This window comes from Paenibacillus sp. J22FR83 (assembly GCF_059691955.1).
Window position 1 is genome coordinate 83,295 of sequence record NZ_JCAUAM010000008.1, and the last position, 13,493, is coordinate 96,787.

At 50.2% G+C, this 13,493-nt stretch carries 12 protein-coding genes; 9 read left to right on the plus strand and 3 right to left on the minus strand.

All coding sequences use genetic code 11. The features are described from left to right. Window positions 1-4: 4 nt before the first annotated feature. Window positions 5-652 carry a hypothetical protein gene (locus AC58PV_RS15820; protein ID WP_497433186.1) on the plus strand — a complete coding sequence of 216 codons (648 nt, stop codon included), beginning with the start codon at window positions 5-7 and terminating at the stop codon, window positions 650-652. A 110-nt stretch (window positions 653-762) separates the two neighbouring features. Further along, window positions 763-1,386: an S-layer homology domain-containing protein gene (locus tag AC58PV_RS15825; RefSeq protein WP_497433187.1), complete on the plus strand. Its 624-nt coding sequence runs from the start codon at window positions 763-765 to the stop codon at window positions 1,384-1,386. Between the two features lie 346 nt (window positions 1,387-1,732). On the opposite strand, the gene xylA is transcribed toward AC58PV_RS15825, so the two are convergent. Continuing rightward, entirely contained in the window at window positions 1,733-3,052 is a 1,320-nt protein-coding gene (gene xylA, locus AC58PV_RS15830; RefSeq protein WP_497433188.1) for a xylose isomerase, read from the minus strand. Window positions 3,053-3,225: 173 nt separating this feature from the next. On the opposite strand from xylA, the gene AC58PV_RS15835 reads away from it, so the two are divergent. The 3 genes from AC58PV_RS15835 to AC58PV_RS15845 all read left to right on the plus strand — a co-directional run bounded on the left by AC58PV_RS15835 (window position 3,226) and on the right by AC58PV_RS15845 (window position 5,641). Continuing rightward, a complete protein-coding gene (locus AC58PV_RS15835) occupies window positions 3,226-4,401 on the plus strand; it encodes an ROK family protein (RefSeq protein ID WP_497433189.1) in 1,176 nt (391 codons plus the stop codon). A 145-nt stretch (window positions 4,402-4,546) separates the two neighbouring features. Further along, window positions 4,547-5,056, plus strand: coding sequence for a hypothetical protein (locus AC58PV_RS15840; protein ID WP_497433190.1), 510 nt, complete (start codon window positions 4,547-4,549; stop codon window positions 5,054-5,056). Between the two features lie 81 nt (window positions 5,057-5,137). Further along, a complete protein-coding gene (locus AC58PV_RS15845) occupies window positions 5,138-5,641 on the plus strand; it encodes a Crp/Fnr family transcriptional regulator (RefSeq protein ID WP_497433191.1) in 504 nt (167 codons plus the stop codon). Between the two features lie 657 nt (window positions 5,642-6,298). On the opposite strand, the gene hmpA is transcribed toward AC58PV_RS15845, so the two are convergent. After that, a complete protein-coding gene (gene hmpA / locus AC58PV_RS15850; RefSeq protein WP_497433192.1) occupies window positions 6,299-7,516 on the minus strand; it encodes an NO-inducible flavohemoprotein in 1,218 nt (405 codons plus the stop codon). Between the two features lie 318 nt (window positions 7,517-7,834). Between hmpA and AC58PV_RS15855 the strand changes: the two genes are divergently transcribed. Then, window positions 7,835-9,709 (plus strand): beta/alpha barrel domain-containing protein, encoded by a 1,875-nt coding sequence (locus AC58PV_RS15855; protein ID WP_497433393.1) that lies wholly within the window; start codon window positions 7,835-7,837, stop codon window positions 9,707-9,709. Window positions 9,710-10,004: 295 nt separating this feature from the next. Here the strand turns inward: AC58PV_RS15855 and AC58PV_RS15860 are convergent, their stop codons facing one another. Next, complete coding sequence (locus AC58PV_RS15860; RefSeq protein WP_497433193.1) at window positions 10,005-10,640, minus strand: FMN-dependent NADH-azoreductase; 636 nt, start codon at window positions 10,638-10,640, stop codon at window positions 10,005-10,007. Between the two features lie 210 nt (window positions 10,641-10,850). Here AC58PV_RS15860 and AC58PV_RS15865 point away from each other — a divergent pair, with 210 nt between their 5' ends. The 3 genes from AC58PV_RS15865 to AC58PV_RS15875 are packed head-to-tail and all read left to right on the plus strand — an operon-like array spanning window position 10,851 to window position 13,402. Then, the gene (locus AC58PV_RS15865; RefSeq protein WP_497433194.1) at window positions 10,851-11,891 is read left to right on the plus strand and encodes an agmatine deiminase family protein; all 1,041 of its coding nucleotides are present in this window, start codon (window positions 10,851-10,853) and stop codon (window positions 11,889-11,891) included. A 6-nt stretch (window positions 11,892-11,897) separates the two neighbouring features. Next, a complete protein-coding gene (gene aguB / locus AC58PV_RS15870; RefSeq protein ID WP_173120578.1) occupies window positions 11,898-12,773 on the plus strand; it encodes an N-carbamoylputrescine amidase in 876 nt (291 codons plus the stop codon). Window positions 12,774-12,775: 2 nt separating this feature from the next. Further along, complete coding sequence (locus tag AC58PV_RS15875; RefSeq protein ID WP_497433195.1) at window positions 12,776-13,402, plus strand: LysE family translocator; 627 nt, start codon at window positions 12,776-12,778, stop codon at window positions 13,400-13,402. Window positions 13,403-13,493: the final 91 nt, after the last annotated feature.

Sequence of the window (13,493 nt, forward strand, 5' to 3'; positions counted from 1 at the left end):
TGGTATGATTAGGAAAATAAGTAAAGTAATCACTGTCTTCATGTTATTAGGCTGTCTTGGTTTTACAGTTCCTGTGTTAGGTGCTGAGCAAGCTGTCACGAAGCCTGGCAGTATCACGTATGAGATGCAGGATATTCAAGTGCTATATGCAGCCGAATTTACCGCGTATCCACAAGCAACAGGAGAGAAAGCTACGGTGTCCAAGTCAGTGTATGAAGCGGTTTATAATGATGCTGCTAAGCCATTGCAAGTGTTGTATGGTGTAGTTAAGTTAACGATGCCGACGGGCTATTCCTTCACAGAGGAGTTCATTAGCGTTACAGATGGCGTGCATACTGCGCGGGGGTTATCCAATGGTGGAGGGCCTATTTATAATAGGAACAATCAAGCAAGAGGGCAGAGTACTGAGTTCGTGACAGGTAAAAAGCTAACGGATAAAAGCGTGGTCAAAGATTACTCCGATGGCTGGAAAACGATTAGACTGACACGCAAGTGGGATGATTACGCCAATCCGATGGATTTTGCGATTAGTTTTAAATGGGATTTGGCAGGTTCTGTGGATCCTTTTTTCCAGGGGTTAACGGAGACTTCCTACGTAATCGATCTCTCCACACTCCGTCATAAAGGCGCGAATCAGGCGGTGCAGCGATGAGAGGATTCTTAGGTAAGGTATCTATGGTTAAAAAGATAGCGCTGACAACAGCTGGAACTGTGCTTTTATCTACAGTACTCGTTGCAACAGCCTGGGCTGCGGAGGCTGGGGTGAAGCACACGGCTGAAGCCGATAGCTTGAACAAGCTGCAGCTGTTTCAAGGTACGGATCGCGGCTACGAGCTTGACCAGACGCTAACTCGTGCGCAAGGCGCCACGATGCTGCTGCGTCTGTTCGGCTGGGAGGCCACCGCCGCGAATGCGCAAGGGCTGAGCTCGCCGTTCACGGATGTGCCGGCGACGCACTGGGCCGCGAAGTCCGTTGGCTTCGCGTTCAGTAAAGCGTTGGTGCACGGTGTCACCGACGTGCAGTTTGCGCCGGATGCAAGCATCACCGGCGAGCAGTTCTTGGCGCTGACGCTGCGCGCGCTCGGCTATGCAGAGGCAGAGCCGCAGTCGGCTAGCGAGCTTGCGGCGACAAGTGGCTTGCTCAGCGCGGATGAGGCGCAGCTGATCGCGCAAGGCGCAGTCTTCCGCCGCGACGAGATGGTCGCGGTGGCGTATCGCGCCATCCAGACCCAGCTCAAGGGCAGCACGCGAACGCTGCTGCAGAAGCTGGTCGAGGATGACAAAGCCGTGAGCGCCGAGGCCGCTGGGGCTAGCGGGCTTTATAAGGCCCCGAGCAGCGATCCGATGGTTCAGATCGAAGATGCGATCCGCGATGCACTGAAATAAGCAAGAAAATCCCGCCCCAGCCGTGGCTGGAGTGGGATTTTTGCTTGGTGGCTTTTGCGTATCTCCACTCGTTTCAGCGGCTACTTAACTGGAAAAACTACAGTTATTTTCCACCTAAATCGCTCGTTTAGAAGATTAGATGGAAAAACTACAGTTAAAAAGGTCACTATCGTGGGATTCAAGCGAGTTAGGACGATTTAACTACATATTTTCCATCTATTTGGATTAAAACAGCTTTTAGGGCAGAAATAACTACATAAAATCCAGTTAGTTAGCTCCTTAAGCTTGAATAACCTTGAAAATCCCGCCCCAGCCAACGGCTGAAGCGGGATTTTTGTGCTACGAATTAAGCATTAGTCAAATATTGATTCACAGTCGCCTTGATCAATTCCAAACGGCCGGATTGGTTTACGATCGGTCCGTTGTTCGCAAGGGCATAAGCTTCAAGCGACTTGAAGTCTGCTTTGCCAGAAACGATGTCAGCGCCGATGCCGGACTTGAAGGAGCCGTAGCGCGTATCAAGGATGTTATCGAATACTTTATCTTCGATCAATTTAGCTGCAACTTGCAAGCCGCGCGCAAATGCGTCCATACCTGCGATGTGTGCATACACAACGTCGATCGCTTCGAAAGAAGTACGGCGAACTTTCGCGTCGAAGTTTACACCGCCGCTGCCGATTCCGCCTTCGTTCAAAAGGATTTCGTACATCGCCATTGTTGTCGCATACAGGTCTGTAGGGAACTCATCTGTATCCCAACCTAGCAACAAGTCGCCTTGGTTCGCATCGATGGAGCCAAGAATGCCGTTAACGCGCGCTACACGAAGCTCGTGCTCGAACGTGTGACCAGCAAGCGTTGCATGGTTCGCTTCAAGGTTTAATTTGAAGTATGGAAGCAGGTCATATTTTTGCAAGAATGAAAGTGTTGTTGCAGCATCGAAATCGTATTGGTGCTTGGAAGGCTCTTTCGGTTTAGGCTCGATTAGGAATTGTCCTGTGTAGCCGATTTCTTTGGCATAATCGACAGCCATGTGCAGGAAGCGAGCAAGGTTGTCGAGTTCAAGACCAAGATCCGTGTTCAAAAGCGTTTCATACCCTTCACGCCCGCCCCAGAACACGTAGTTTTCGGAGCCAAGTTCCTTGGCGTGGTCCAAAGCTTTCTTCACTTGCGCTGCTGCATAAGCAAAAACTTCTGCATTATTGGAAGTCGCAGCCCCGTGAACGAAACGTGGGTTGGTAAACATGTTCGCTGTGTTCCAAAGCAGCTTTTTGCCAGTGGAAGCCATTTTGTCCTTGATTACGCCAACAATTTCATCAAGGATTGCGTTAGTTTCTTGCAGGGTGTTGCCTTCATATGCAATGTCACGGTCATGGAATGCGAAGTAGTCCACATCCAAAATGTGCAGAAGCTCAAAACATGCGTCAACGCGAGCTTTCAACAGCTCCATGCCTTCGTATTTGTCCCATGCACGGACGTTCGTACCCGCACCGAATGGATCTGAACCATTAGCGGAGAAGGAGTGCCAGTAAGCGACTGCGAAACGCATATGTTCGCGCATTGTTTTGCCTAGAATAACTTGATCAGGGTTGTAAAATTTAAAGGAAAGTGGGTTCGTGGATGTCGGGCCCTCGTATTTCACTTGTTGTACATTGTCAAAGTAGCTCATGAATTCAGCCTCCGTATAAATGAATGATAAGTGCTTATGAAGTCATCATAGCATCATTCCGAAAGTTTGTAAATTCATTAAACAAACTTAGTTAGTGCGTGAAAAAGTCTTCTATGTTAGAATCATTTCCATAGCGATGACTCGTAGGATTTGGAACGGTATGGAGGATAATTATGAAACAAACAGGCGACTTAAACCTCGTGAAAAAGATAAATAAAACGATCGTCTTGCATCATATTCGCACGGACTCACCAATCTCTCGAGCTAAAATAGCCGAGATTACAGGACTGACGAAAGCGACGGTATCCAGTCTCGTGAATGAACTGATTGAGAGCTCCTTAGTGCAGGAAATTGGTGCTGGAGAATCGAGCGGCGGGCGTAAGCCGATGATGCTGCTATTCAACGGAACGGCTGGATATGCGATTGGCGTGGATCTTGGCGTGCACGATATGTTGGCTGTGCTCACCGATTTGACGGGAAAAGTGATTCGCGAGAAGCGAATCCAACATCATAATGAATCGGTAGAGCAGGTTACGAACCTACTCAAAGGGACGATTCGAGCCTTAATTGAAACAGCACCAGAGAGTGTGTATGGTGTTATTGGTATCGGCCTTGGAGTGCCAGGCATCGTGGATGAGGAAGGGAATTTATTGTTCGCCCCGAATTTGGGTTGGGAAAATGTGTCGTTACAGAGCGAACTAGAAGCGGAATTCGGACTTCCTGTTGTCATCGATAATGAAGCGAATGCCGGGGCAGTTGGTGAGAAGCAATTCGGTGCGGGCAAAGACACGGCGAATCTGATTTATGTCTCGATCGGTATGGGAATCGGTGCGGGCATTATTATCAAAAACGAGCTGTACCGCGGCGCGACGGGTTTCTCCGGCGAAATTGGCCACATCTCGATTCAGCATGATGGTCCGAAGTGCCGCTGCGGCAGCTTAGGCTGCTGGGAGCTTTATGCATCGGAACATGCGTTGCTGGAGCAAGCGGGGAGAGAGTTAGGGCACGAAGTCGACCTGGAGTCGTTATTAACCAAAGCGGAGAGTGGCGACGCAGGGGTCATTCAGCTTTTTGAACGGCTGGGCTACTATCTTGGGGTCGGTGTAGTGAACATCATTAACGGGTATAATCCGGAATTTATTATTCTTGGCGGACGGTTAGCGGGCGGGGAGAAGTGGCTGATGAAGCCGCTGTTGGAACTGTTGAAGAAACGTTCGCTACCGCATCCGCGCAAGCAGTTGAAGGTGGAATTTTCAGAACTCGGGGATCGTTCGACTGTGCTTGGGGCGGCGTCTTTTGCGGTGACGAAGTTCTTTGCATCGACGACGGTGTCGGTGGATCGGAGCTAATCACACTCCAAATGAGGAAAAAATGACATAAAGTGTCATGTAAAGTTGTTGACTGACTCTCTGTCTTTTTTGTAAAATGGGAGGGGTCTGGTTTAGAACGTGAGCGGCCTCATGAATCTCATATAGAAAAGGACGGGAACCAACGATGTTTCTTCGTTCGCTTGTGATTTGCTGTTATCTGATGGGAGCTTATTGGGCATCCTATCACTTTCCATCACTGAAGATGGTCTTTTACCCAACGCTGGGCGCATTTAGTTTTCTTTTCATGCATCGTGTAGACAATATAAGAGAAATACGTCGTATTATTATCGGAGCCATTATTGCGGTTACGATGGGCAGTATTTTTTATACCATTAGCACAGGCGCTGTTTCCTTTTTCCTGACAGCCGTAGTGACAATTACACTCATTCAGTTTTTCAAATGGAATGCGGCACCGATCTTGGCGGTTTCTTTCATCCCTTATTTCGCTCATCCGGTTTCCATGTGGGCCTTGCCGATTGCCGTTTTCGTATCGCTAACAGGATTATTGATCTCGATTTGGCTTATTGGCAAAGTGGAGAAATTGAATTGGTACGTGAGCTTGTCTGGCAAATTAACGCAAGTGCGACAGGTGTTCCGGACACCGCTCGTCGAACCGTTGAAGAAAGAGCTATAGCACGTCTACAGCCGTGTGTAAATGAAAAAGCGATCAGCCGAAGGTGCTGTCGCTTTTTTGCTCATTAAAGGAGATACCTAGATGAAACTGCACAAGGGTGAAATTTTATTCCGGCAAGGAGAGTCCGGCTCGCTATTCAGGCTGCATGAGGGGCTGTTGAAAATTGTCCGTTCACATGAAGACGGCAATACGACGCTCGTCAATATCATTGTGCCTGGTGAGACGATCCCGCATCATTCGTTGATTAGTCCAAGTGCCTATTATGCTACAGCCATTGCACTAGTGACGAGTGAGGTTGAGGTACTACCAGCCATCCACTGGTATGAGGACTTGGAGAGCAATCCAGAGCACTACCGCACCATTGCGCGCCAATTGCAGGAGAAGCTGCGCATGATGCAGCAGCGGATTGACCAGCTGACAGCAGTTGCCCCAGCGGCAAAATTGCTGAAAATGGAGGCATGGTTCCAGAAGTATATCGGCACCTTGAAGCTGACCGACGTGCTTACGCAAGAGGAAATAGGACAGTTCATCGGGCTTCGTCGTGAAACCGTGAACCGGTTGTTGCGTGAAACGGGGAGAACGTGAGTCATTAAACCTCATAGCCTAAGGGGAGCTCCCTTTCACTAAATGAAATGCCCCTATTCGAAGGGAAGGCGCTTCTTTCAATTTAAGAGATGCAAACCCCGCTGCTACTCTCTAGCTACTTCTATTTCCCAACAGCTACTCAACTACTCCTAACTACTCAACTACACCTAACTACTCAACTACACCTAACTACTCAACTACACCTAACTACTCAACTACACCTAACTACTCAACTACACCTAACTACTCAACTACACCTAACTACACCTAACTACTCCTAACTACTCTTACTCCCTAACTACTCGCAATTACTTCCCAAATACTTCTCAACTACGCCCCGACTCCTCCTCAACTCCTCCCACCAACCATCCCCCGACGGTTCGACTTCCCCCTCCAACAAATTAGATGGATTTTCTGCTGTTAAATGAGTGGAATGTAGCGCCAAAATAGGAATAGCTGGATTTTATGTAGTTAATTTCAGTGTTTTACCTCAAGTTTATGAAAGGTAGCGAAAATACCTGTACAAAATCCAGTTAATCATCCCATTCGCTCGAAATAAGCTCAAATAGATGGATATTTTCCAGTTAGTTAGACTCGCCTGCGCTGCCCTTAACCGAAAAAGGCCCTGTCGCATAACGAACAGAGCCTTTTGTGGATTTAGGAGAGTGCACCAGCTGGTCCAAAGAATTCGTAATGACGATCTGCTTCCGGAACGCCCCATGCGATGAGCGATTGGTTCACTGTTTTCATGAACGGTAACGGTCCGCAGAAGTAAAAGCTGCCATCCGTAGTTGGCACAAGGCTCTGGATCCAAGGCAGATCGAGATAGCCCTCTTTGTGGAAAGCCTGCGAACCCCGATCGTCAGCTGTAGGCTGAGCATAGCACCAAGCAATTGTGACCTGAGGGTGATCCTTAGCTAGTTGCTCGACTTCTGCTCGGAGTGCATGATGCTCGCCATTCTGAGCAGCATGGATGAAAGTAACTTTACGATCTGGCTGCGTAGTGACAAGTGCATGCAGCATACTCACCATAGGGGTAAGGCCGACACCGCCGCTAAGCAGTGTAACTGGTCGTGTATCTGCTGAATCTAGCGTAAAGTCGCCAGCTGGAGCGGAAAGCCAGACGACGTCGCCCTCTTGAATCTGGTTGTGCAAATAGACGGATACCTTACCTGCTGGGACATCGGGGGTGGTGTCTTCGCGTTTAACTGAAATCCGGTAGAATGGCTTACCCGAGGTATGGGAGAGGCTATACTGCCGAATATGCGTGTGCTCATCACCAGGGATTTGAACACGGATACTGACATACTGTCCAGCTTCAAAAGCTGCAATCGGACCTTGATCCTGCGGCGTTAGGTAAAAGGAGGTGATGACGTCGCTTTCTCTTTCTTTGCGAACGATGACGAAGGGTCTGAAGTCGGACCATCCGCCTGTTTGCAGTGCCGAATTTGTGTACATATCAGACTCAATGCCAATGAATGCACTAGCGATGACTCCGTAGGCTTCAGCCCAAGCTGCGAGAATTTCATCTGTCGCGGCATCACCTAGGACTTCTTTAATAGCGGCTAACAAATGCTCTCCAACGATGGGATATTGCTCCGGTTTTACACCCAAGCTGCGATGTTTATGGGCAATTTGTTTGACAGCGGGTAAGATCATTTCTAGTCGATCAATATGCAGGGCTGCTGCGTAAACGGCGTTGGCGAGAGCGGTTTGTTGTCTGCCTTGTTTTTGATTAGCGTGATTGAACAGATTCAAGAGCTCGGGGTGAGCCGTGAATAGTCTTTGATAGAAACGTTTGGTTATCGCTACACCGTGAACTTCTAGGACTGGCACAGTGGATTTAATGATTTGGATCGTTTGTTCGCTTAGCATGAGGGATCATCTCATTTCCATTAGAATAACTTTATGCCCCTAGTATAACGAATAAAGGAAGGGCACCCCTGTGATTAGAATCACAGGGAATCGGAACAAAGTGTGTCTATGTGCACAGAGGCGGATACACGTTATACTGGATATATCATCCATAAGGGGAGGCGGCCTATGCCCGATTGGTCGTATCATACGTTGTTTAAACCGCTGCTTTTTCGCCTTAGCGGGCGTAGGGCAAGAGATCTTACGCTTCATGCGATAGGAGGGCTAAGTCGCATTCCTGGGGGGACCTTTGTGATCCGCACGATGGGTCACATGGAAATGTCGCCACTGCTCGCAACCGAGCTGGCAGGCGTGCCGATTGCCTGCCCTGTCGGGCTCAGCGGCGGGCTTGACCCGCAGGGCACCGCGCACAAAGCCCTCGCCCAGTTCGGGCTCGGGTTCATCGAGCTCGGACCAGTGACGGTCCGAGCCGTGCAGTGCCATGCATCGATTACTCACATGGCAAACGAAGAAGCCATCGTGTTCCCCGATGGCTACGAGAACGACGGCGCGGACGCGTTCGCCGCGCGCCTGCGCAAGGGCACGGGGCATCGACTGCCGCACTTCGTGCGGCTGCGGCCGATGCCGGGGAGCTCGCCGCGCGAAGCGCTTAGTGAGCAGGGGGAGCTGCTCACTAAGCTAGCGCCGTACGCGGCGGGGTTCACCCTCGATGGCCTAGCCGAAGGCTGGCCATTGGACAAAGCTTTGGCGTACCTCGCGGAGGTAGGCCAGCTGGCACAAGTGGCTGCCCCGGGCAAGCCGGTGCTGGTTGTTGTGCCGCCGCAGCTCCCCGAGGGCGAGCTGCAGGCAGTCATAGACACCGCGCGAAGCTTCAGCGGTGTCGTCCTCGGCGACGCGCAGCGGGAGCCGGGCACTCGCCGCGAGCACGTCGGCGGCGGTGCTGCGTTGCTCAGCGCGCAGCTGAGCAAGGTCCGGCTGCTGCGCGAGTCGCTAGGCGAGCGCTGCGCGATTGTGGCCGCCGGCGGCGTGCATCAGCCGCAGGACGCGCTCGCGCTGCTGGGCGCAGGCGCGACTAGCGTGATGCTGCACAGCGGGCTCGTTTACGCGGGGCCTGGGCTGCCGAAACGGATCAACGAAGCGATCCTGTATGAGCGTATTTCGGCATCTGCGATATCTACTAACAAACAGGTTTTATCAGATGAAGATTCAGATTCTGCATCAGTTGTCTTTTCTACCGCATCATCCCCACGGCTGACCCCGCCATTCTGGGCGAACTGGGGCTGGATGAGCCTGCTGGGATTAAGCATGATCATCGGCGGTGTGCTCGCTTGGTTTATCGCAGCAACGACAGTGGTCTTGCCTTATGATGAAGATTTTCTGGGCAGATCACGCACTGAAATTAGCCGTTTCAACAGTCATCTACTCCATTTCATGTCGCATGATCGCATTACGTTGGCGGGTACGATGATTTCTATTGGTATTTTCTATTATCAGCTAGCGCACCACGGCTTACGTTACGGGCTGCATTGGGCGCGAACGGCTGTCATATCCTCTTGTGTTGTCGGTTTTGGCAGTTTCTTTCTGTATTTGGGGTACGGTTATTTGGATCCGCTTCACACAGCTGCTGCGGTTGTTCTGCTGCCGATGCTGCTGTTGACACTGCGTGGATTAAGGGATGAACCTTCCCGCAAGCCGCCAGGACTCCACAATGATCGAGTCTGGCTCAGAGCACAGTGGGGGCAGTGCTGTCTGGTGATCCTTGGCTTTGGCTTGGGGATCGGAGGTCTCACGATATCCTTTGTCGGCATTACGGAGGTGTTCGTTCCAAGTGATTTAGCATACTTAGGTCTAACGACTGCAGAATTGACAGCTTGGAGTGACGCTATCATTCCGCTTATCGCACACGATCGTGCCGGCTTTGGCGGGGCATTGTTTTGCTTAGCAGTAGCGATAACAGCTTCGGCGCTTTGGGGTGTGAATCAAGGTGAAGACTGGTTATGGTGGACATTCCTATGGGGCGGACTGCCGGGATTCGTTGCAGGTCTTTACGTGCATGCACATATTGGGTACGTGGATTTTGTGCACTTGCTCCCCGTTTACATAGCAGTGCTTCTCTATATAGCGGGGTTATATTTAACGTATCCGTATCTAGTAGGTCGTTCCTCTATCCAAAAAATGCCGACAGTTCAATAGAACCGCCGGCAAATAAAGATGCCACCTAGTTAAGGTGGCATCTTTGAGCTATAGCTTGCAATAGTTCGATTTTGCCCACTTAAAATGAAGGTTCCGTCCCAAAAAGGATAAATAGTCCGACTTTACCGAACTATTTACCCTTTTTTCGTGTGCAGGTGCGGAATAGCACGATTTAGTTAGGCTAATTCTGACTAATTGAGTATAGCTGAGCTAAATTGTGAATTTAGTTCGGTTTTTCGAACTAATTCATGCTGCTGACCGATTACTTAGCTTATTCTCGGGGCGACCTCCCCTATCAAAAGCTCTTCGCCAAATCCTTCGCACGCGCAATCGCGTCCTCTTTAATTTGCTGCGCTTTATCAGGGAATTGGTTATGCCCCTCTACGAATAGCCCCTGCGTGTCGGTAATACCGAAGAAGCCCATAATGATGCTGATATACCGATGACCAGATTCCATGGCGGCCGCAGGTCCTTCCGAATACACGCCGCCGCGCGCTTGGATATGCAGTACTTTTTTGCCAGGAAGTAAGCCTACAGGACCTTCTGCCGTGTACTTGAACGTTTTGCCAGCTACGCAAAGAGCATCCAGGTAAGCTTTCATCACAGGAGGGAACGAGAAATTCCACATCGGCGTGACGAATACGTACTTGTCTGCGGCAACGAACTGCTCGGTAAGTTCATTAATGCGTCCTACCTTGGCGCTTTCATCGTTAGTTAAGGAGGAGAATTCCTGTCCACTGCGCAGTTTGCCCCATCCGCTGAACACGTCAGCATCAATATGCGGCACTTGGATACTATACAAATCAACGGGGATCACTTCGTCATTGGGGTTAGCTTCTCGATAGGCATCGATGAAAGCTTTTCCTACAGCCATACTGTAAGATGTTTGATGATCATGAGGGTGCGCAGTAATATGCAGAACAGTTGCCAAAGTGATCCATCCTTTCGGTTATGCAGTCTATGAAATCCTCTTCTAATGTGTATTAAAAGCCCTTTAAATATGCTGGTAGGTATTGGTGAAGTCACGGAACTACCTATTTACATTGAGCCTTGGCGGCTTTTGAGTTATGATGGGAGACGATGTTTTAATTGAGTTTTCCTATGAGATGATTAACTAAATTGAGATAAAGTGAGATGACGAATGATGACGAAACCTAAAGATGCAAACTATAGCATGCCAGCAGAGTGGACAGAACACGAGCGGACGTTTATTTCTTGGCCAGTTCAAGATTCAATGGTGTACCCGGAGGATCACGCGGTTGTTTCTCAAGGCTACGCGGATTTGGCGAAGGCGATCGCTGAATTTGAACCCGTTACCGTGATTGTGAACCCTTCCGACGCAGCGACAGTAAAAGCAATGTTCACAGAATCCAATGTGGATTTCCTGGAGATCCAGCATAACGACGCATGGTTCCGCGACAATGGTCCAACTTTCGTGTTGAACAAGAAGCAAGAAATTGCAGCAGTCAACTGGAAGTTCAACGCATGGGGCGGTAAATACGCGCCGTGGGATCTGGATGATAACGTAGCCCCGCAAATCGCGGAGCACTATGGTGTGAAACGTTTTGACGCTCCAATCGTCATGGAGGGCGGTTCCATCCACGTGGATGGAGAGGGTACGCTTTTGACTACGGAAGAATGTCTGCTCAACACGAACCGCAACCCGGAACTTAGCCGTGAGGAGATCGAAGGGCATGTCCGCGATTTCGTGAACGTGGAGAAGATCATCTGGCTGAACAAAGGGCTGGACGGCGACGAGACGGACGGTCACGTGGACAATATTGCTTGCTTCGCGGCTCCAGGCAAAATCATTCTGCAAGTGTGTGGCGATCCTTCGGATGCTAATTATGCGATTACGCAGGAGAATTTGGAAATTCTCCGCAGCGCGAAGGATGCGAAAGGACGCTCTTTCGAGATCATTCAGATCGAGCAACCGCCACTTACCTTTTTTGAAGAGCAGCGCTTGACGCTGAGCTACTTGAATTTCTATTTCGTGAACGGCGGCATCATCTTGCCGGTGTTTGGCGGTACGGCGGAAGAGACGGATCGCAAGGCGATCGAAGTGCTGCAAGCTGCGTTCCCTGAGCGTCGAATTCGTACGATTAACGGCATGTCCATCATTAAAGAAGGCGGCAATGTTCACTGCACGACGCAGCAAATGCCAGCCAGTAAGAAAGGGTGATTTCACGTGAGAAAAGTGACTGTAGCAGCTACACAAATGAGCTGTTCCGATAACATAGAAGAAAACATCGCCAAGGCGGAGAAATTAGTGCGTGAAGCCGCGGCGAAGGGTGCGCAAGTGATTTTGATTCAAGAGCTTTTTGAGACGCCTTACTTCTGCCAAAAAGAAAAATCCGACTACTACCGCTACGCAACGGAGCTAGAGACGAACAAAGCGATCAATCACTTCCGTGAGATCGCCAAGGAACTAGCCGTCGTGCTGCCAATCTCCTTCTACGAGAAAAAGAACTACGCGCGCTACAACTCGCTCGCTGTCATTGATGCCGATGGCTCGGTGCTCGGCACGTACCGCAAAAGCCATATCCCCGACGGTCCGGGGTATGAAGAGAAGTTCTATTTTAACCCGGGCGATACAGGGTTCAAGGTATGGAAAACGCGCTACGCCAAAATCGGCGTCGGCGTATGCTGGGACCAGTGGTACCCGGAAGCTGCTCGCGTGATGGCCCTGATGGGGGCAGAACTGTTGTTCTACCCAACAGCTATCGGCTCAGAGCCGCAGGATGGTTCCATTGATTCGAAGGATCACTGGCAAATGTGCATGCGCGGTCACGCGGCGTGCAACTTGATGCCGGTTATCGCATCGAATCGGATCGGGAAGGAAGAAGATGAGGATTCCAGCATTAATTTCTATGGTTCGTCTTTCATTGCAGGCCCGCAGGGCAATCTGATTGAAGAAGCTGGCCGCGACGAGGAAACAGTTCTCGTTGCAGAGTTTGATCTAGATCAGCTGGAAATTCAGCGGATCGAATGGGGCATTTTCCGCGACCGTCGTCCGGATCTCTACAAGAAAATCGCTACTTACGATGGTGAGCAGGTGTTCTAAACGTGTGGCTGATTCCCTTGCTTAAAGGCCTGATGTTAGGATTCTCCATTGCAGCACCTGTTGGGCCTATCGGAATCTTATGCATGCGCAGGACGCTGACGCTCGGCCGATGGCATGGCTTTCTCTCTGGGCTGGGCGCGGCAACGGCGGATGCCATCTACGGTTTCATCGCGGGCTTTGGCTTGACGTTAATCACGAGTTTCCTGCTGGATCAAAAGGTAATTCTGCAGTTGGTCGGCGGCCTGTTCCTCGTGTACTTAGGCATGCAGACCTTCCGCTCGAAACCAGCCGCTGAAGCCGCTAGAGCAACAGGGGACACGCTGTTCAAATCGTATCTCTCGACGCTGCTGCTTACCATTACGAATCCGATGACGATCATGTCGTTCGTCGGTGCGTTCGCGGGGCTTGGGCTTGGAGATAGCGCAGATGCAGGTTTCATGCCTGCAATCTCCTTGGTAATCGGCGTCTTCGCAGGTTCGGCGCTATGGTGGTTGTTGCTCAGTTGGATAGTTGGCTTATTGCGAGAGCGCCTTAAAGGAACAGCGTTCCTATGGATTAATCGCATCTCGGGTGCGATGTTATCGATATTTGGTTTATTTGCAGTGTTAGGGCTACTCCTTCGGGGGTAGCCTTATTTGTATGTAATGGAATATGACATGTGACCTTATTTTTTTAATACCAAATGTCGATATACATAGAATAGCCTGCGAAATTTGTCGA